The sequence below is a fragment of the Streptomyces sp. NBC_01197 genome, from assembly GCF_036010505.1.
Classification (GTDB): Bacteria; Actinomycetota; Actinomycetes; order Streptomycetales; family Streptomycetaceae; genus Streptomyces.
Genome location: NZ_CP108569.1, coordinates 202,571 through 220,740, shown reverse-complemented (window position 1 = coordinate 220,740; position 18,170 = coordinate 202,571). Strand labels below are relative to the sequence as shown.

General features: G+C 69.7%; 15 protein-coding genes. 7 read left to right on the top strand and 8 right to left on the bottom strand.

What is annotated here, in order from left to right; all coding sequences use genetic code 11:
* Positions 1–27: 27 nt before the first annotated feature.
* The gene (locus OG452_RS01055; protein WP_327293673.1) at positions 28–303 is read left to right on the top strand and encodes a DUF2087 domain-containing protein; all 276 of its coding nucleotides are present in this window, start codon (positions 28–30) and stop codon (positions 301–303) included.
* A gap of 27 nt (positions 304–330) precedes the next feature.
* Here the strand turns inward: OG452_RS01055 and OG452_RS01050 are convergent, their stop codons facing one another.
* Entirely contained in the window at positions 331–3,558 is a 3,228-nt protein-coding gene (locus tag OG452_RS01050; RefSeq protein ID WP_327293672.1) for a GH92 family glycosyl hydrolase, read from the bottom strand.
* A gap of 285 nt (positions 3,559–3,843) precedes the next feature.
* Here OG452_RS01050 and OG452_RS01045 point away from each other — a divergent pair, with 285 nt between their 5' ends.
* On the top strand, positions 3,844–4,527 hold the full coding sequence (locus tag OG452_RS01045) for a class I SAM-dependent methyltransferase (protein ID WP_327293671.1): 684 nt from the start codon (positions 3,844–3,846) through the stop codon (positions 4,525–4,527).
* A gap of 6 nt (positions 4,528–4,533) precedes the next feature.
* On the opposite strand, the gene OG452_RS01040 is transcribed toward OG452_RS01045, so the two are convergent.
* Positions 4,534–5,604: a PhlD gene (locus tag OG452_RS01040; RefSeq protein ID WP_327293670.1), complete on the bottom strand. Its 1,071-nt coding sequence runs from the start codon at positions 5,602–5,604 to the stop codon at positions 4,534–4,536.
* Positions 5,605–5,728: 124 nt separating this feature from the next.
* A complete protein-coding gene (locus tag OG452_RS01035; RefSeq protein WP_327293669.1) occupies positions 5,729–6,595 on the bottom strand; it encodes a helix-turn-helix domain-containing protein in 867 nt (288 codons plus the stop codon).
* Positions 6,596–6,747: 152 nt separating this feature from the next.
* Between OG452_RS01035 and OG452_RS01030 the strand changes: the two genes are divergently transcribed.
* Complete coding sequence (locus OG452_RS01030) at positions 6,748–7,443, top strand: SDR family oxidoreductase (RefSeq protein ID WP_327293668.1); 696 nt, start codon at positions 6,748–6,750, stop codon at positions 7,441–7,443.
* 159 nt (positions 7,444–7,602) lie between these two features.
* On the opposite strand, the gene OG452_RS01025 is transcribed toward OG452_RS01030, so the two are convergent.
* Positions 7,603–7,929 carry a (2Fe-2S)-binding protein gene (locus OG452_RS01025; protein WP_327293667.1) on the bottom strand — a complete coding sequence of 109 codons (327 nt, stop codon included), beginning with the start codon at positions 7,927–7,929 and terminating at the stop codon, positions 7,603–7,605.
* Positions 7,930–8,373: 444 nt separating this feature from the next.
* Here OG452_RS01025 and OG452_RS01020 point away from each other — a divergent pair, with 444 nt between their 5' ends.
* The gene (locus tag OG452_RS01020; RefSeq protein ID WP_327293666.1) at positions 8,374–10,503 is read left to right on the top strand and encodes a phosphocholine-specific phospholipase C; all 2,130 of its coding nucleotides are present in this window, start codon (positions 8,374–8,376) and stop codon (positions 10,501–10,503) included.
* Between the two features lie 74 nt (positions 10,504–10,577).
* Here the strand turns inward: OG452_RS01020 and OG452_RS01015 are convergent, their stop codons facing one another.
* The 4 genes from OG452_RS01015 to OG452_RS01000 all read right to left on the bottom strand — a co-directional run bounded on the left by OG452_RS01015 (position 10,578) and on the right by OG452_RS01000 (position 15,176).
* The gene (locus tag OG452_RS01015; protein WP_327299473.1) at positions 10,578–12,617 is read right to left on the bottom strand and encodes an ATP-binding protein; all 2,040 of its coding nucleotides are present in this window, start codon (positions 12,615–12,617) and stop codon (positions 10,578–10,580) included.
* A 283-nt stretch (positions 12,618–12,900) separates the two neighbouring features.
* Positions 12,901–13,665, bottom strand: a complete 765-nt coding sequence (locus OG452_RS01010; protein WP_327293665.1) for an SDR family oxidoreductase — start codon at positions 13,663–13,665, stop codon at positions 12,901–12,903.
* Entirely contained in the window at positions 13,662–14,327 is a 666-nt protein-coding gene (locus OG452_RS01005) for a TetR/AcrR family transcriptional regulator (RefSeq protein ID WP_327293664.1), read from the bottom strand. Before OG452_RS01005 ends, OG452_RS01010 begins: the two co-directional genes overlap by 4 nt.
* Positions 14,328–14,426: 99 nt before the next feature.
* Positions 14,427–15,176, bottom strand: coding sequence for a YqjF family protein (locus tag OG452_RS01000; RefSeq protein ID WP_327293663.1), 750 nt, complete (start codon positions 15,174–15,176; stop codon positions 14,427–14,429).
* 173 nt (positions 15,177–15,349) lie between these two features.
* Here OG452_RS01000 and OG452_RS00995 point away from each other — a divergent pair, with 173 nt between their 5' ends.
* The 3 genes from OG452_RS00995 (at position 15,350) to OG452_RS00985 (ending at position 18,084) form a co-directional block, all read left to right on the top strand.
* On the top strand, positions 15,350–16,210 hold the full coding sequence (locus tag OG452_RS00995) for a D-alanyl-D-alanine carboxypeptidase family protein (RefSeq protein ID WP_327293662.1): 861 nt from the start codon (positions 15,350–15,352) through the stop codon (positions 16,208–16,210).
* A 201-nt stretch (positions 16,211–16,411) separates the two neighbouring features.
* Positions 16,412–17,332, top strand: coding sequence for a quinone oxidoreductase family protein (locus OG452_RS00990; protein WP_327293661.1), 921 nt, complete (start codon positions 16,412–16,414; stop codon positions 17,330–17,332).
* Positions 17,329–18,084 (top strand): GNAT family N-acetyltransferase, encoded by a 756-nt coding sequence (locus OG452_RS00985; protein WP_327293660.1) that lies wholly within the window; start codon positions 17,329–17,331, stop codon positions 18,082–18,084. The genes OG452_RS00990 and OG452_RS00985 overlap by 4 nt, the downstream gene beginning before the upstream one ends.
* Positions 18,085–18,170: the final 86 nt, after the last annotated feature.

The window sequence follows — 18,170 nt, the reverse complement described above, 5'->3', positions numbered from 1 at the left end:
AACGTCCGGTGCGGGAGGCTTCCGGCCATGTCCGACAACGTATCCAGCGGTTCTCACGGCGTCATGGCGCTGTTCTCCCATGGCCGCGTCACCGCGATCCCCCGCAAGCCCGCGCGCCGCGAACAGCTGCTCGGCCACCTGGCGGAGACGCTGTTCGAGCGGGACCGGGAGTACACCGAGCCCCAGGTCAACGACGCACTGCGCACCGTGCACGACGACTGCGCCGCGCTGCGCCGCTACCTCGTGGAGTCGGCCCTGCTGACCCGGTCCAGGGACGGCAGCGTCTACCGGCGAGGCCGGTAGACGCTCCCTCCCGCTCCGTACGGGCCGTCAGCCGAGCCCGACGGCGAACACATGCAGCTGCGGATTCTTCGGCAGCGTCACGCTCTTGATCTGCTTCCCGTCCGGCACCTTGAAGGGCGCGGTGGCGAAGACGTCCGCCGCGCCGCCGGTGCCACCCGGCTGGTTCCGGTACGCGGAATGTGCCACGAGCGTGTTCCCGAGGACCGGATCCGTACCGCCGCCCGGCAGCGTCCAGTCACCGAACGAGAGATCAGCCGTGCCTGTACTGCCGTCGGTGAAGGTCACCTTCGCGCTGTCCTGGTGATCCCCGTTGGTGGCCGAGCCCACGAACAGCAGTCGCTTCGCGTCCTTGGCGCTCCCGGACAGATCGAGCGTCCGGCCGTCCGCGACCACGTTGTCCGGGCGCCCCTGCGGAGCCGCGGGCCACACGAACGACGTGCCCGACGCCTCGACCCGGGCTCCGCTCTTCAGACCCCCGGCGGCGAGCGCCTGCCGCGAGTAACTGTTGCCCGCGCCGTCGAAGTCGGCCTGCCCGTGGTCCGCGTCGTCGGAGAGCCCGGTGTTGTCGTACGCGGCAGCCGGGCTGCCGTCCGCCGCCACCAGCACGATCGCGGAGAGGCGTACGGTGTTCCCCTTCCCGGAACCCCCTACGGTCAGCGGAACCTCGTAGTAGCCATCGGGTGTCTTCGGCCCCGCCTCGACCGTCAGGCCGACGCTCCCCGAACCGGTTGCCTGGTCCAGCTTGAGCTGTTCCGTGGTCGCGGAGACCGTCAGACCCTTCGGCGGCGAAGCGGTCACGGTCAGGCTGTGGTCGTGTCCGGCGAGCCGCTGCGCGTCGACCGTGACCTCGGCGCCGTCGCCGCCCGGCGCCGAGGTGACCTGGTTGGGGGTCGCGTTCGCCAGGAAGGACCGTTCGCCCGTGCGGTACGACGGGGGCGCGGCCGCCGCCGATGTCGCCCAGTGGGTGTCGGGCGTCCCGGACAGCGTGAAGTCCAGCCGCCCGCCCCGGGACACCGCCGACTTGGGCAGATAGGTGCGCTCCCAGTCGCGGCCGTCCAGCTTCAGATCGTGGACGTACGGAGTGCTCGCCGACGCCTTCGGGGCGCGGATGTCCAGGTCGCCCTTGCCCGGCAGGTCGAGCACGGCGCGCTCGAACAGCGGGCTGTGCACGGCCAGATCGGATGTGCCCGGCGTCGAGGGATACACACCGAGCGCGGCCCAGACATACCAGGAGGACTGGGCGCCCAGGTCGTCATTGCCCGGCTCGCCGTCCGGCGTGGGGCTGAAAAGCGTGGTGGCCACGTCCCGTACGGCCTTCTGCGTCTTCCACGGCTGACCGAGGTAGTCGTAGACCCACGGCACCCCGAAGTCGATCTCGTTCCCCGCCCACATGTACGGCTCGTTGGGGCCCGCGTTGAGCTTGGTGAAGAACGTGTCCAGGCGCTGGGACGCCGTCTCGCGGCCGCCCATGGCGGTGATCAGTCCAGCGGTGTTCTGCGGGACGAGCCAGTTGTACTGGGCGGCGTTGCCCTCGTCGAAGCCGTCCTGGCCGAACTTGCCGGCCGGCGGCGGCTGGAAGCCCGGGCCGTCGGGGAATCGGCCGTCCTCACCGCGTGGCTGGAGGTAGCCGGTCGCGGGGTTGAGGATGTTCTGCCAGTTCTGGCTGCGGAGCGTGAACGTCCGGGCGGTCTTCCTGTCCCCGGCCGCGGTCGCGAGCTGCGCGATGGAGAAGTCGTCGATCGCCCACTCCAGCGTCACCGAGCCACCGACGCGCTGGTGGTCGCCGCGTGAGGCGTCGTTGTTCGGCGCGTAGCCCCGCTCGACGTAGTTGGCGATGTCGGGGCGCTCGTGGTAGGCGCCGGGCGTGCTGTCCACCGTGGTCGCCCCCTTGACCAGATACTTCAGTGCCGTCTTGAGGTCGAAGTCACGAGCGCCGTACGCATACAGATTGGCGATCAGCGCTACGGAGTTGTCGCCGGTCATCTGCCCGGTGTAGCCGTTCGCGAACGGCCAGCGCGGCCACCAGCCGCCCTGTTCGGCGTCGTTGACCAGGGACTGCGCCATGTCGCTCGCCTCCTTGGGCCACAGCATGGCCTGGAGCGGGGCGAGGGAGCGGCAGGTGTCCCAGTCCGAGAAGTTCGCGTACTGGGTGCGGCCCTTGGGAAGTTCGCGGACCTTGTTGTCGAAGCCGATGTAGCGCCCGTCCACGTCATTGAACGTGTTCGGATGCATCAGCGAGTGGTAGAGCGAGGTGTAGAACGTCTTCAGCTGACCGGTGTCCCGGCCCGCGACGCGCACCTTGCGCAGCGCCGACGTCCACCGGTCGCGGGTCTGCTCGCGCAGCTTGTCGAGGCTCCAGCCGGGCACCTCGGACGCCATGTTGGCCTCGGCGCCGTCCACGGACACGTACGACATGGAGATCTTGGCGCGCACGGTGCCGGTCCCGGCCGTGCCGAACGTCAGATAGGCGCCGGCCTTCGGCGCGTTCACCGTGTCGCTGCCCTTCGACACCGTCTTGCCGTCCCAGGTGCCGTGGGCGGTGAAGGGGCGGTCGAAGGTGATGGCGTAGTGAACGGTGTACTCGTTCCCCTTGCCGCAGAAATTCCCGGTGGTGGCGGAGCCGGTGACCTGCCGGTCGCCGACGACGTGCATATCGGCCCGCTTGTCGCCCGCGAGACTCGCACCGCCCTTGACCAGGACCTGCGCCGCGTCCGCGCCCTTGGGGAAGGTGAACGCCGCGAGCCCGGTGCGGGTCGACGCGGTGAGCTCGGCACGCACCTTCGAGTCGGCGAGGGTGACCGCGTAGTACCCCGGCTCCGCCTTCTCGTCGGTGTGCGAGAAGTGCTCGGTCCTGTTCCAGGGCGCCGGGCCGATGTCGCCTGTCACCGGCAGGATCGGCACATCGCCGAAGGCGGTGCAGCCGACCGACGCGTGATCGATGCTGAACCCCCGCAGGGTGTCGCTGTGGTACTGGTAACCGGCGTACGAACCGACCGTGTCGGGCGAGAACTGCATCATGCCGAACGGGGTGGCGGGACCAGGGAAGTTGTTGATCTCTCCCACGGTGGAGCCACCGCTTCCGGTACCGGTCAGCGGGTCCACGTAGTCGGCGGGGTCATCGACGAGCTGGGCGCCAGGTGGAGTGGCGGAACCGTTGGACAACGTTGTCAAAGCGGCTGAGGCCGGAGCTGCTGTTCCGGCGAAGAGGAGCGCCGCGACTGCGGCGACCGCGCCGCGAGTCTTCCAACGTCTCACGTGTACCTCCTGCGAAAGGGTTGCGGGGCGGGCCCACCACACACTCAGGTAGCTGACCGTGCCCGGTCAAGAGGGCGGAGGGGCGGCAAGTCCGCTTCCGGCCGCGCATGCGCGGTGGCGACGCCCCGTCAGCCACCGGCTCCGGCTCGGAGTTGGCTGTGGGGAGGGGGCGCGGGGCGATTGCGCCCGGGGCGGAATCGGGGGGGGATCCATGGATCAGGGCAGGGAACGGGTCGGCGGCCGTACCCGGGCGGCAGCCGCAGTGAAAACGGACGGAAGGGGTACGTGCGTGGCGCCGAAAGCGGCATACGACCGGATAGCCGACTGGTACGAGCGGGATTCCTGGGCGCGGGGGACGCCGAGACCTCCGACGGCAACCCCCGGGCCCTGGGCGGCCTGCTGGCAGGGCTCCTCGGCGGAGGGAACGGTGTCTGCCTCGAGGTCGGCTGTGGGACCGGCGTCCATGCCGACCGGGTGCGCGGTCTCGGCTGGACACCGGTCGGGGTGGATCTCTCGGCCGGGATGCTGGGACATGCCCGCGGCCGGCTGCCCGTGGCGCAGGCCGACGCCGTGCGGATGCCCGTCCTGGGCGGCGCGGTTCCGGCGGCCGTCGCCGTGATGGTCCATACCGACATGCCCGATTACCCGGCGGTGCTCGGAGAGGTCGCCAGGGTTCTGCGTCCCGGCGGAGTGTTCGTACACATCGGCGTCCACCCCTGCTTCTGCGGAGGGTTCGCCGACCGGAGCGACCCCGGCGCGGTGGTGATCGGGCCCGGGTACCTCGACGGCCGCTGGACCACGGAGTCCTGGACCGGTCACGGTCTGCGGGACAAGGTCGGGGCGGGGCATCTGCCGCTGCCCCGCCTGTTTCAGGCCTTCCTGGACGCGGGACTCGTGCTGGAAGGGTTCACTGAGCACGGGGCGCCCACCCCTGTCGTCCTGGGTGTCAGGGCGCGCAAGCCGCTGTGAGCTCCGTCAGTCCCCGGCCGGAGCGGACCATGAACAGCGCAGGGCGGCGGTGGCGAACCCCGGCGCGAAAGCCAGCGCGACGCCCGACTCGCCCGCGGCGGGCGGCGCGGAATGCAGTTTGTCCAGGACGGCCAGCACGCTGATCCCGCCCAGATTTCCCGTCTCGGCCAGAACCGCGCGCGAATGCCGGGTGTGCTCGTCGGTGAGCCCGAGGCTCTTGGCGACATCAGTGATGATGCTGGGGCTCCCGGGATGGATGACGGCCCAGTCCGGCACCTTGTGGTCCAGCCAGTCGAGCACGTACGGCATCGAGTCCAGGGCGCCTTTCTGGCCCGCCTTCGTACTGTCGAAGTGGAGTCCGCTGGTATCGAGTTTCCCGCTGTACAGGTCCTCGGTATCGGGCAGCAGGAGTTCGAAGGTGTTCGCGCTCACGGGATCCTCGATACGGATTCCGGGTGTGCCCGGAGCGGTCGTGGAGACGACGCAGGCGCCCGCGGAATCCCCGAACAGCGCTTTGTAGATCATGGACTGCATTGTCGTGTCGCGGTGGTTGTATACGGAGCTGATCACTTCGGAGACGACCACGAGGACCTTCGTGCCCGGCTCGGCGGCGGCCAGTTGCACCGCGCGGATGAGCGCCTGTATGCCGCCGCCGCAGGCCAGCGTGGTCATCCCGATGCGCCGGGTCCGCATCGGAAGCCCAAGTGCGTTGCAGAGCAGCACATCGAGGCCCGGAACACCCCATGTGGTCGAGTGCGAGGTAACGATGGCACCGATTTCTGACGGCTGGACACCCTCCTGTTCCATTGCCTTCCGCGCGGCCAGTTCGCCCATGCGTACGGCGTGTCCGTAACCGGTGCCGACGCGTTCCGTGATGTCCGCGTCCCCCGAGATGGCCGGCGAGTCCAGGGGGGCCACGAAGTACCGCTTGTCCACCTGGAGATTGCTGATCACCCGCTCGTACACCTTCAGCCGCGGGTCGTCCGGGTGGTTCCGTGCGATGTCGTCGATGATTTCGCGTGTGCTGACCTCGAACTCAGGCAGAACGATCGCGGGACGGCTGACGTAGGCGGGCATGGGTGTCTCCCATTAGTGCTCGATTACATGTACGAACAACGTACGCCAGTGCGATACATCTTTCACGAAAGTTACCCAGTCTGATCACCTGTGAAGTGCGGGGGTGGACTGGTGCGATCCTCCATCAGGAAGCAGGCCGGCCGATCGAATTGTGAGCCGCCCGCAGGTCGGCATTCCTTCGGTGCTCGCCCGGCGGGCCGGGCTGGAAAGAGAGCAGGATCAGCCGGGAGCCCATCGATGTGACCGGCTCCGCGGCGCACACGTTCACCATCCCCTCGCCCATCTGAGGGTGGAACATGGGGCGTTGGGCGCCGTCCGGAAAAGGCAGGGCCAGGAAGGGAGTTGCCTCGTACAGAGGTCCCGCCACCGGATCGTGCAGGACGCTCTCCTCGATCCGGGCCAGGTCCTTGTTCTCCGGGCGCTCCTGGGTCGCCCGGCGCAACTGGCCGAGCACGAAAGGCGCCCAGCTGCGCTCCCAGTCCAGCAGCAGGGCATGCCGTTCGGGGCTGACCGCCATGAACATCAGTGCGTTCTGTGGAGCCTCCCCACTCGGAAACAGTTCCTTGTACTCGCTGTTGCAAGTGATCAGGTTCCAGGCGGAGTCGACGAGATAGGCCATGACGCCGTGGATCAGTTCGACGGCTTTCCAGGCACCGGGGACTTCCATGCCGGAGGTGTTGTGGAGCGGGGCGGGGACCTCGCGGCGGGTCAGCCAGTACAGCGTTGTCCACTCCTGCTCGGTCATTCTCAGTAACCGGGCCAGATCGCCGAGATACGCCGGATTGGGGCGGTGCTCCGGCCCGTTGATGAGGCGCCCGTAGGTGCCACGGGCCCGGTGTGTCAGTGCGTCTATCTGCTCCTGGCTCAGCCCGTTCACCGGGCGGCCGGCTCCGCTCCGCTCCGTATAGCCCACCGTCTCGGGCGCGATGGCTGCCCGCCGGCTCTCCAGCAGCGTGCGCAGGGCTGCCGCGTCCTGGGTCGAGAGTGTCATATTTCCCCCGTAACTGCCCGCCGTGCGGCGGGCCCACAATTATCTGCAGGTCTTTTGCGTGGAAAGACCGCTCGATGGCCGCGAGACTCTGATCTGTCGCAGGTGAACAATGCAGAGTGTCTGCTGCATTCGCGAAAGGTAGGGGACTTGCAATGCCATCCCAGCGGTCCGTGCTCATCGTTGATGGACACAGTGAGGTAAGCCAGGGGATCATCAAGGCGCTGCAAGAGTGCGGGGACAGCGTCGCCGCGATGTACTCCGGCCCGCACGCACCCGCGGGGCCGGACCTGGCTGTGGCGTGTGATGTGACGGACGAGTCGCAGATCGACGGGGCGCTCGCTCTCGTGGAGGAGCGGCACGGGCCCGTCGGGATCGTCATCGCCTCCATCGACCTGTCGTGCGATCTGATGCTGAGGGACGACCGGTTCGTCTCCGTCGCCGACAACCGGATGATCGGCACCTTCCGGCTGATCCGCAGGGCCGTGCCCGCCCTCAGGACTAGCGGCCAGGGACGCATCATCTTCCTGTGTACCTCCGCCCAGGACGGGCTCTCCGCCCGGCAGTTCGGCAGTACGTCCGAGGCGGCGCTGCGCGGCTTCGTCAGCCGGCTGGCCCGCGACGAGGCATTTCACGGCATCACCTGCAATGTCGTCACTCTCAACTCACCTCGGGGTCAGCGTGTTTCGGTGCGCGGCACCACGCACCCGGCATCCGTCTGGCAGACCGGGGCCGACGCGTCACTGGTCGCCGCGGCAGCCAAGAACGTCAAGCTGCTCGCGTCGCCCGACGCCGACGGGGTCAATGGCGAGTACATCGGAGTGGAGAGCCGTCTGCTCATGGTTTCCTGACTTTCTGGCCAGCCGGTGCCTCTGGGAACGGCACCGGCGTTCCGGCCCGGCGCTCTGCCGGTGAGCCGGAAAACCGCAGCGGCGCCACCGTGTTCAGGTCACGGTGGCGCCGCTGTCCGGGGAGAGCACCCGGGCGATCTGCTGTGACGGGGAATCGCCTCAGGCGCTCTGGGGAGTAGCCGTTCGAAGGGTCTCGGCCGATATGTCTTCGTGATCGTTCTGCTGGAGATTCACGAAGATCATTCCGTATCGTATGACGCACCGGACGGGCTGCGGCGCGCCACGTGGTCGTCGCAGGCACCGGAATGCCTCCAGCTCTCCGTCGGCGGCATTGCGGCAGACGACGACGGGCTCGCCCAGGATAGTCACCATCAGTGAATCGCCTGGCTCGGGCAGTGCGCTGAGCAAGTCGATGAGATGCCATCCAGACCTGTGGGCCACGGCCATCTCACGCCGGAACCTCCGGTCTTCCGGGGGGGTTGTCATGGGCGAGACGCTATGGGCGTGGATGTGCCGTTGTCGAGATCTCCGAGACGCTCAGCAGGGTGAACGAATAGTTTCGGACACAGCTTGGGCAAAAACCGATGGTGCGGACCGGGCGTCTCACCGCGCACCCTCCGATATCCAGTAAGCCCGGCGGAATCAGCCTTTTCTACGCGGTACTTCACGATGAACCGCACGCAATGTGGGCCGGCCGCCCCGTCGGCGACGGATTTCGCAGCGGCGTCCCGCGAGAGCCGCGATGCCTGATTCCTCACGTCCCGGCGACATTCCCGCAGCACAGCGGCCTGCCCGCCCGGGCCTCGGCGAACGCAGAGTTGGCCGCTCGATCACCCGGTGGCCTCCAGAGGGCTACCCAGCGGCGGATACGGTCCTGAATGATCGGACGTGTTCGAAAGTCCCTTGTTGCCAACAGAAGGTTGCAGCCACATGGCCACGTTTGATCGTCGGCGTTTCCTCCAGGCAGGCGGCGCGACCGCCGCATCGGCCGCCGCGCTCTCGGTCTTCCCGGGGGCGATAGGCAAGGCAATGGCCATGCCCGCCCTTTCCCGCACCCGGTCGATCAAGGACGTCGACCACGTGGTGATCCTTATGCAGGAGAACCGTTCGTTCGACCACTACTTCGGCGGCCTCCGCGGTGTACGCGGTTTCGGCGATCCGCGCCCCGCCCTGCTGCCCAACGGCAGACCCGTCTGGAACCAGCCTGCCGCGGGCACCCACACCGCGCGCTACCATGCGCGCGGGCTGCCGGACACCGCGACCGAGGTACTGCCCTGGTACATCGACCCCAAGAGCACCACCGAGTACCAGGCGGGCACCGACCACGGCTGGAGCAGCGGACACCTCGCCTGGAACGAGGGCCGCCACGACCAGTGGGTGAACCAGAAGCAGGACGCCCTCACCATGGGCCACCTCAAGCGGCAGGATCTGCTCTACCACTACGCCCTGGCCGAGGCGTTCACCATCTGCGACTCCTACTTCTGTTCGGTGCACGCCGACACCGCGCCGAACCGCATCTACCTGTGGAGCGGCACCTGCGACCCGCGCAATGTGTACGGGCGCCGCCCCAACGGCCCCGGACTCGGCGAGCGCAACAACACCAACGGCTACACCTGGACGACGTACCCGGAACGGCTGGAGGCCGCGAAGGTCAGCTGGAAGCTGTACCAGGGCGGCACCGGCGAGCCGGGCAGCCCCACGGACAACTACACCGACAACTCACTGATGTTCTTCGAGCAGTACCAGGTGGCGGAGGGCGCCACCGGACCGCTGGTGGAGAAGGGGGCCTCGGACCACACGCTCAAGGAGCTGCGCGACGACGTGGAGCACGGCACCCTGCCCCAGGTGTCCTGGATCGTCCCGCCCTACAAGTACTCCGAGCACCCGTCCGCTTCACCGACCGACGGCGCCACATACATCAACCTCGTCCTCGAAGCGCTCACTTCCAACCCCGAGGTGTGGGGCCGTACGGTCTTCATCGTCAACTACGACGAGAACGACGGCCTCTTCGACCACGTGGTGCCGCCCATGCCGCCGGTCGGCAGCGCCCCCGGCGCCCAGGGCATGGTCTCCCGCGACCTGGTCCGCAGCCTCGGCGACGAGATCCTCGACCTCGGCAAGTACCCGGGGGAGATGAGCCCGCTCGTGCCCGGCGCCGACCCCGGAGGGCGCCAGCCGATCGGCCTGGGCCCGAGGGTGCCGATGCTGGTCATCTCGCCCTGGTCGCGCGGCGGCTGGGTGTGTTCGGAGACCTTCGACCACACATCGGTGCTGCGGTTCCTGGAGGCCAGGTTCGGCATCCACGAGCCGAACATCAGCGCCTGGCGCCGCTCCGTCTGCGGCGACCTCACATCGGCGCTCGACTTCTCCGGCGCCGACCCCGCGCCCGTCTCGCTCCAGGTCCCCGCTCCGATCGTCTCGTCGGGCAAGCCGTACCAGGTGCCGCTGGACCAGCAGATGCCCGCGCAGGAACCCGGCGTCCGCCGCGCCCGCGCGCTGCCGTACGACGTCCAGGTCAACGAGGGCGAGGCCCACCAGGGGCGGTTCCAGCTGGAGTTCGCCAACCGCGGTCGGGCCGGCGCCGCGTTCTACGTGTACGACCGCAAGCAGCCCGAGGCAGCTCCGCGCCGCTACACCGTCTCCGCCCGCGACACCCTGAGCGACTACTGGCGGACGGCCGCCACCGACGGGGCGTACCAGCTCTCCGCCTACGGCCCCAACGGCACGCTCTGCGAGTTCGCGGGCTCCTCGGACGACGCGCTGCGTGCCGCATTCGCCCACCAGGGCGGCGAGCGCGTGCGGGTCAAGGTCTCCAACCACGGTCGCACCACGCGTACGGTCCGGGTGGCCGATGCCTACGGCAGCGACAACGGCACCTCGCACCAACTGCGCGCTGGTGCCTCAACCGAGGTCACCCTGCCGGTCCGTGAGCACTCCGGCTGGTACGACATCTCGGTCACCGATGCGGGACACGGCGACAGCGGATTCCGCCGCCGCTGGTCCGGCCATCTGGAGAACGGCCGCCCGAGCACCAGCGACCCGGGCCCGCACCGCGCCTGACGGGCTGCCCGGGCGCAACCGGGCAGGGGCACGGCCCCGGGGCGGCCGGACGGGAACCGGCCGCCCCGGGCGGGTCACCCGGGCAGATCCCCCTGGAGCGCGCGGACCAGGCCGGTCTCGGCGTCCCCCGTCAGACTGCGGCGGTAGGCCCGCTCATAGGCGGGGGCCCCGGCCGCCTCGCGGGCCTGGCGCTCCCAGACCTCGCGGATCACCCCCAGCTCCGGGGTGCCGCGGCGCGGGTGGCCGATCATGAGCCAGTAGACATGCCCCGTACCCGAAGTGCGCGCGGCCTCCACACCGTCGCCCCGCGCGGCGATCGCCCCGGCGAGCAGGTCGAGCCCGAGGGCGATGCCGAGGCTGTCCTGGAGCTGGTGCTTGCCCGACAGCATCGAGCGCGCGTGGCTCTCCGCCTCCTGTGGTCTCCCCTGGAGCAGGTGTATCAGGGCGAGTTGATGGTCGGCGTAGGCACGCGCCCAGTACTCGCCGTAGCGCAGGCTGAGCTGCTGCAGATCCGTGGCGTCCTCGTACGCCTCGTCCAGGCGGCCCAGGGCGGAGAGCGCGAAGACTCTTATCACCCGGCACCGCATCTGCGACGGCGCGTCCAGCGGGTCGCCCGGGAGACTGCGCAGCGCGTGGTCGCTGACATCGTGTGCGGTCTGCGGGCGGCCCATCATCAGGTAGTTGAAGCTGACGGCGTGGGCCGCGGAGAGCATCGACTCCGGGTCGCGGTCGTGCCAGGCGGAGACGCTGCACCGCTCGCCGAGCCCGCGGGCGCTCTCGTGGTCGCCCTGCAGCGTGAGCGTGATCCCGAGGGCCCACAGGGCGCGGGTGCGGTCGGTGCCCCCGCCGGTCTCCAGGCCGAGGGCCCGTTCCAGAAAGTCGCGGGCCCGCTGCAGATGACCGCAGCAGCTCCAGAAGAGTCCGGTGCACCCCGCCATCTCCACGGCCTGCTCCGGGTCCTCGGCGATGAGGTGGTCGAGGGCGGCACAGAGATCCGCGTCGGCGTCGGCGATCCTGCGGTACCAGTCGACCTGCCGCGGGCCGAGCCATCCGTTGTGGGCCCGGCGCGCCAGACCGGCGAAGTGCACGGCGTGCCTGCGGGCCAGCGTCCGCTGCTCGCCCAGCTCCCCGAGCCACATCGCGCCGTACTCGCGCAGTGTGTCGAGCATCCGGTACCGCGTGCCGTCCCGCTGCAGCACGGACTGGGCGACAAGCCGCTCCAGCACCGCGGGAATGTCCGCGGCGGTGAGTGGCCCGCCCGAGCAGACGGCCTGTACGTCGGTCTCGTCGACGGTTGCGGGAAACACGGACAGCCGTGCCCAAAGCAGCCGTTCGGCCGGGGCGCACAGCTCATGGCTCCAGCCGATGGCGGTACGCAGCGCCCAGTGCCGCTGGGGCCATACGCGGCCGTCGTTGTCGCTGAGGAAGTCGAGCCGGGAGGTGAGCCGTTCGGCGATCCCCTCGATGCTGTTCTCCGTGAGCCGGGCGCAGGCCAGCTCGACGGCGAGGGGGATACCCTCCAGCCGCCGGCAGATGGCTGCGGCGGCCGCCGCGCTCTCGGGTGAGTCGAGGGACAGGTGGGGCGCGGCCGTGGCGGCGCGGTCGCGGAAGAGCCGCATGGCTTCCTCGCCTTCCCCACCGGCGGCGAGCGGCGGCACGTCCAGCACGTACTCGTTGGGAATGCCGAGCGGCTCCCGGCTGGTGGCGAGTACGGCCAGTCCCGGTGCGGTCTCCAGCAGTGCGCTGACGAGACGGCTGCACCCGGCCAGGACCCGCTCGCAGCAGTCGAGGACCAGCAGCAGGTTGCGGTCGGCCAGCCGTTCGCAGAGCGCTTCGACCGGGCGGGCCAGATCGTGGTCGAGCAGGCCGACGGCGTCGGAGACCGTGCCGATCAGCAGCCGGTCGTCGTAGAGGTGCGACAGGTCGGCCCACCACACCCCGTCGGCGTACCGCCCGCCGGCCCGTTCGGCAGCACGGAGTGCCAGCCGGCTCTTGCCGACACCGCCGCCGCCGGTGAGCGTGACCAGCCGGTGCTTCTCCAGTGCCCGTGCCGCACCCCGCAGTTCGCCGGCCCTGCCGACGAAACTGGTCGCGACGACGGGAAGGTTTCCCACCACGGGTACATCTTGGACCCGGGCCGGTCCCTGGCCGATACGTGCGAGGAGGAACGGCCAGAATTCGCCGATTGTGAATCGTGAACGATCAGAACACGGTCAGGAGTTGACGTGATCTATCGGCAACCGGCCCGCGGTTTGTACAGGCGCCCGGCGGAGTGGAACATGCCTTCCGCGCGGGGCGCCGCAGGTGCCGCGCCCTGAGCTGCCCCGCGGGCGGCCGTCAGGGTCTCCGCCGGCGGGGCAGGGGCTCACGCCGTCATCGGATCAGACCGTCATCGGGTCACTGGCCCATGACGTACTTGACGGTCGGTCCGGTGGTCCAGCCGCCGTCCACGGCGAGCTCGGCCCCGGTGACGTACGACGCGGCGTCGGAGAGCAGGAACACCACGGCGCCCGCGATCTCCGGGGGCTCGCCGACCCGGCCCATCGGGGTGTTCGGATAGTTCCCCTCACCGTGCTGGATGCCGACCGAAGCGGTCATCGGGGTGTAGGTCATCCCGGGGTGCACGGAGTTGACCCGGATCCGCTCGGTGCCCAGCTCCACAGCCCCGATCTTCGTCAGTCCGCGTACGCCCCACTTGGACGCGCCGTAACCCGCGGTGAGTGCCAGGCCCATCAGGCCCGCGGCCGACGAGATGTTGACGATCGAGCCGCTGCCGCTCTCCTTCATCGCGGGGATGACGGACTTCATCCCGATGAAGACGCCGGTGAGGTTGATGTCGAGCACCCGGCGGAAGTTCTCCACCGACTCGGTCTCCAGATACGCACCGGTCGATATGCCGGCGTTGTTGACCAGCCCCTGGACCCCGCCGAACTCGGCGGTCGTGAACGCGACGACCCGCGCCCAGTCCTCCTCGGACGTCACGTCGTGGTGCAGGAAGCGTGCCTGCGCGCCGAGTTCGGCCGCGGTGGCCGCGCCCTCGTCGTCCAGTACGTCGGTGATCACCACTCGCGCTCCGGCGTCGACGGCCTGGCGGGCGGCCTCGGCGCCCAGTCCACGGGCGCCGCCGGTGATGATGACGGTCTTTCCGGTGAGTTCGTTCATGACTCGTTCCTTCGTTCTGCTCGGGCATCGGCTCCGACCGGAGCTGTATGCGGTACGGGGGCCGTCAGCAGGGCGGCCGTCATCGAGACGAGGTCGGTGAGGAACAGCTGCTCGCCGGTGAGGGGCTCGGCGCCCGCGAGGTACTGGCGGGCGCGGTCCGCCATCGCGGCGCCCACCAGCGTCAGTGCCAGATCCACGCGCTCCAGCCGGACCGCCTCGGGCAGCGCTTCCAGGCACTCGGCCAGCCGGCCGATGAGCTGCCAGTAGACGGTGCCGTCGAGCGTCGGGTGCGGGATGCCGGTGCGTACGCCGCTCTGGTGGCTGAGCTGCGCGGAGACCTGAAGACAGCGCTGCCCGCGCTCGGTGCGCAGCTCGGTCGCCTCGGCCGCGACCAGAGCGGCGAGCAGCCCGCGCAGATCCTGCCCGCCGTCGCCGATCAGCTCCGCCAGGACGGCTTCGGTACGCCGCTGGCGTCCGGCCATCACGGTGTCGAGCAGACCGGCGCGTGAACCGAAGTGGTACTGCACGGCGGATGGGTTGCTCTGTCCGGCCAGCCGGATGATGTCGCGCAGCTGTGCGCCGTCGACGCCCTGCGCGGCGAAGATCTCCTCCGCCGCGCGGATCAGTTTCTCCCGGGTCTCGGGCCCTGATGTCCTCGCCATGCGAGCCATTTTAATGCTGGCCATTATTAATGGCGAACGACCAGGTCAGTGCATATGCCATTGATATTTCGGGGTCTGCGGGCGGGTGCGCCGGGCGCTTCAGCAGGCGCGCTCGGGGCGTCCGAAACGCACCTGGACGCCAGGTGAGTAGAGCACGCTGACGGGTTCGGCCGCAGGTGCCGGAAGCCCCGCAGCCGCGACGAGGTTCTCGGCGTAGCCGGTCAGCTCCGCCCGGTACAGCGGCCAGCGGGGGTGAGTGTTCGGCAGATACAGCGGACGGCCGAGGAGACTCGTGTGCAGCCCCCACCGCGCGGTGACGAAGTGCTCGAGCTCGCTGGGCTCCCGGACGCGTTCCCCGACCCGGATCCCGATCCGGCTGTGCGCGTCGCGCCGGCCGGGCCGGCGCCTGCGACTGGTGTACGTGAGGGTCTCCCCGTCGCGGTCGACGGTCATCCGGGACCACACATACGGCAGCCGGAAGGCCGTTCGCCCGACGGCCACCGGAATGAGGCGTGCGGCGTCGAGCGAGCGGAACACCACGCCTCGCCGTCCCCGGCCGTCCACCGAGTACAAGCGCACATTGGTCTCGGGAAAGGTGCCCAGATACGGCAGCCCCGGCAGCCGGAGCCAGCCGATCCGGTGCATACGGAAGGCGACGAGCCCCACGTAGGTCACCCCGTCGAGCACATCCGGGAATGTGCCAGGCGGCAGCAGAGGTGCCACATCAGCCGGGTCGGCCGCCCAGTGCAGGAAGGCCAGATCCAGCCAGGACTGCGTGAGGAGCGGCCTGGGCTCCTCGCGGGGCGGGTCGGCTGTGATGGGTTCGGGTGCGCTCGGTCCGTAGGGCACGCCGCAAGGATGGCAGACCGCGGCGAGCGCGGCGCCCGGAAATTTTCTCGTGCGCCCCCACATCCTTTGGGGCCCCTCATTCGTCTCACGTGCGAGCGGCACTCCCATCACGCCGCACTGAAGCAGCATTTGGAGTATTCATCTTGAACATTGGCATCAAGGTCATCAGACGCATGTCTGTGGTCGTCGTGACCGCAGGCGCCGTGTCGACGGCCGGGGCGTTCGGCGCCTCGGCCCAGGCCGCCACACCCAAAGCACCCACGATCGTCGCCAAGGGCGGCTTCGTGATGAACAACAGCACGGCGAAGACGCTCTTCACCAAGGCTGCGGACACCCGCCGGTCCACCGGGTCCACCACCAAGATCATGACGATCCGGGTCGTGCTCGGACAGAAGAACCTCAACCTGGATTCCAAGGTCACGGTCCAGAAGGCGTACAGCGACTACATCGTCTCCAAGAACGCGTCATCGGCCCGGCTGATCGTCGGCGACAAGGTCACGGTCCGGCAGCTGCTGTACGGCCTGATGCTCCCGTCCGGCTGTGACGCGGCGTACGCGCTGGCCGACAGGTTCGGCAGCGGCTCCACCCGGGCGGCGCGCGTGAAGTCGTTCATCGGGAAGATGAACTCCACCGCGAAGACGCTCGGGCTGAAGAACACGCACTTCGACTCGTTCGACGGCATAGGGAGTGGTGCCAACTACTCGACCCCGCGTGACCTGACGAAGCTCGCCAGCAACGCGATGAAGTACTCCACTTTCCGCACGGTCGTGAAGACGAAGTCGACCAAGCAGAAGGTCACGACGAAGAGCGGTGGCTACCGCTACATGTCGTGGACCAACACCAACAAGCTGCTCAGCAGTTACTCCGGCACCATCGGTGTCAAGACCGGCTCCGGCCCTGAGGCCAAGTACTGCCTGGTCTTCGCCGCCACCCGGGGCAGCAAGACCGTCATCGGCACCGTCCTCGCGTCCTCCTCGGAGGCCAACCGCACCGCGGACGCGAAGAAGCTGATGGACTACGGCTTCAAGAAGTAGCCCTCGTACCGCACCTGGGGTCTGCGCGTGGCGATCCGGCCGCGCGCGGGCCCCATCCGTGTGTGCGAGGCGTGCCCGGCCTTCCCGCGGGCGGATGAAGACGCTGGAGCTCCGGGAATACGTGCAGGCAGAATGGACTTTTCGCTGAGGAACCACCGGCTGTGCGCAGCGCCGGTGCCCTGATCCGGAGTGAGGGAGTTCATGCCCAAGGCGTACGTATTCACCCGTAACGGCGGCCCCGAAGCGGAGGCTCGGGCCGAGCTGGAAATGCCGGTGCCGGGCCCCGGGGAGCTGCTCGTCGCCGTCCGGGCGGCCGGCGTGAACCCGGTGGACTGGAAGCTCCGTACGGGATACCGCAGGCCCGGCAGCGAGGAGCCGGCGTTCCCCCAGGTCTTCGGCAGTGAGGCGGCCGGGACCGTGGTGGCCACAGGCCCGGGCGCCGGAGGGTTCGAGCCGGGGCAGGCCGTCTTCGGCAACCCGGTGACCGGCGGCTACGCGGAGTACACGCTGATGCCCGTCGCCGTCACGGCGCACAAGCCCGACGCACTGCCCTTCACCGAAGCGGCGGCCCTGCCGGTCGCGGCGGCCACCGCGTACGACGGGGTGATGCAGCTCGGCCCGGCGCCCGGGTCGACGCTCCTGGTCAACGGCGCCGGCGGCGGCGTGGGTGTGGCCGCCGTGCAGATCGCACGTCATGCCGGCGTGCGGGTCATCGGCACCGCGAGCGCGGAGAAGAAGGAGTTCGTGGAGGCGCTCGGCGCGGTGCACGTCCCCTCGGGTCCCGGCGTGGCGGACAGGGTCCGGGCAGCCGCCCCGGACGGTGTCGACGCCGTCTTCGACCTTGTCGGCGGCGAGGCCCTGGAGGAGGTGGCCGCGCTGATCGCGGACCGGACGAGGCTCATCAGCGCGGGCGGGAAAGAACTGGTGGTGGAGCTGGGCGGCGCGCCGGTCGTACGCGCCCGCAACACGGCCGTCCTCGACGCCGTGGCGCGCCTCGCCGTCGACGGCGCCCTGAGCGCCTGCGTCACCCGGACCTTCCCGCTGGACCGGGCGGCCGAAGCCCTGCGCGCCGTCGAGGGCGGCCACACCCGCGGCAAGATCGTGATCGAGGTGGCGGGATGAGCGTCCCGCATCGGACAGCCGCGGCGCACCCCCTGGACGATCCGGTCCGCACCGCGCTGACCGGCCCCCACGCCGGCTTCGCACGCTCCCGCGGCCGCGTCCTGTGCTACCGGGCCGGCGTGGCGCCCTGGTACGCCACGCCCGCGGACCCCGACGCCGCGGACTGGGCGGACGTCGCCGCACTCGCGGGACCCGGCGGGGTGGTGACTTTCACCGCGTTCCGCGAGCCCCCGCCGGACGACTGGGAGGTCCTCTTCCACGCGCCGGGCGTCCAGCTCGTCGACGACGGCGTGGCCGCGGAGCCGGACCCCGAGGCCGTACGGCTCGGACCCGGCGACGTGCCCGAGATGCTCGCGCTGGTCGAACGCACCCGCCCCGGTCCCTTCCTGCCGCGCACCGTCGAACTCGGCACCTACCTCGGGATACGACACGAGGGCAGACTCGTCGCGATGGCCGGTGAGCGGATGCGCCCACCCGGCTGGAGCGAGATCAGCGCGGTCTGCACGGACGAGTCCGCCCGCGGACAGGGCCTCGGCACCCGGCTGATACACGCCCTCTCGCATGAGATCAGGGAGCGTGGCGACACGCCGTTCCTGCACGCGGCGGCGTCCAACACCAACGCCGTCCGGCTGTACGAGTCCCTGGGGTTCCGGCTCCGCCGGCGGCCCGAGTTCCTCTCGGTGCTCGTGCCACAGCACTTCGCCGGGAGCGGGACCGAGGCCACGGACGCGCGGACGAGGGCGCTGAGCTGAGAACCGCAGCAGCCGGCCTCTTTAGCGCCCGGTTCTGTACAGCCCGGTCCCGTTTCAGCCCGGTCCCGTACAGCCGGCAGGGCCCA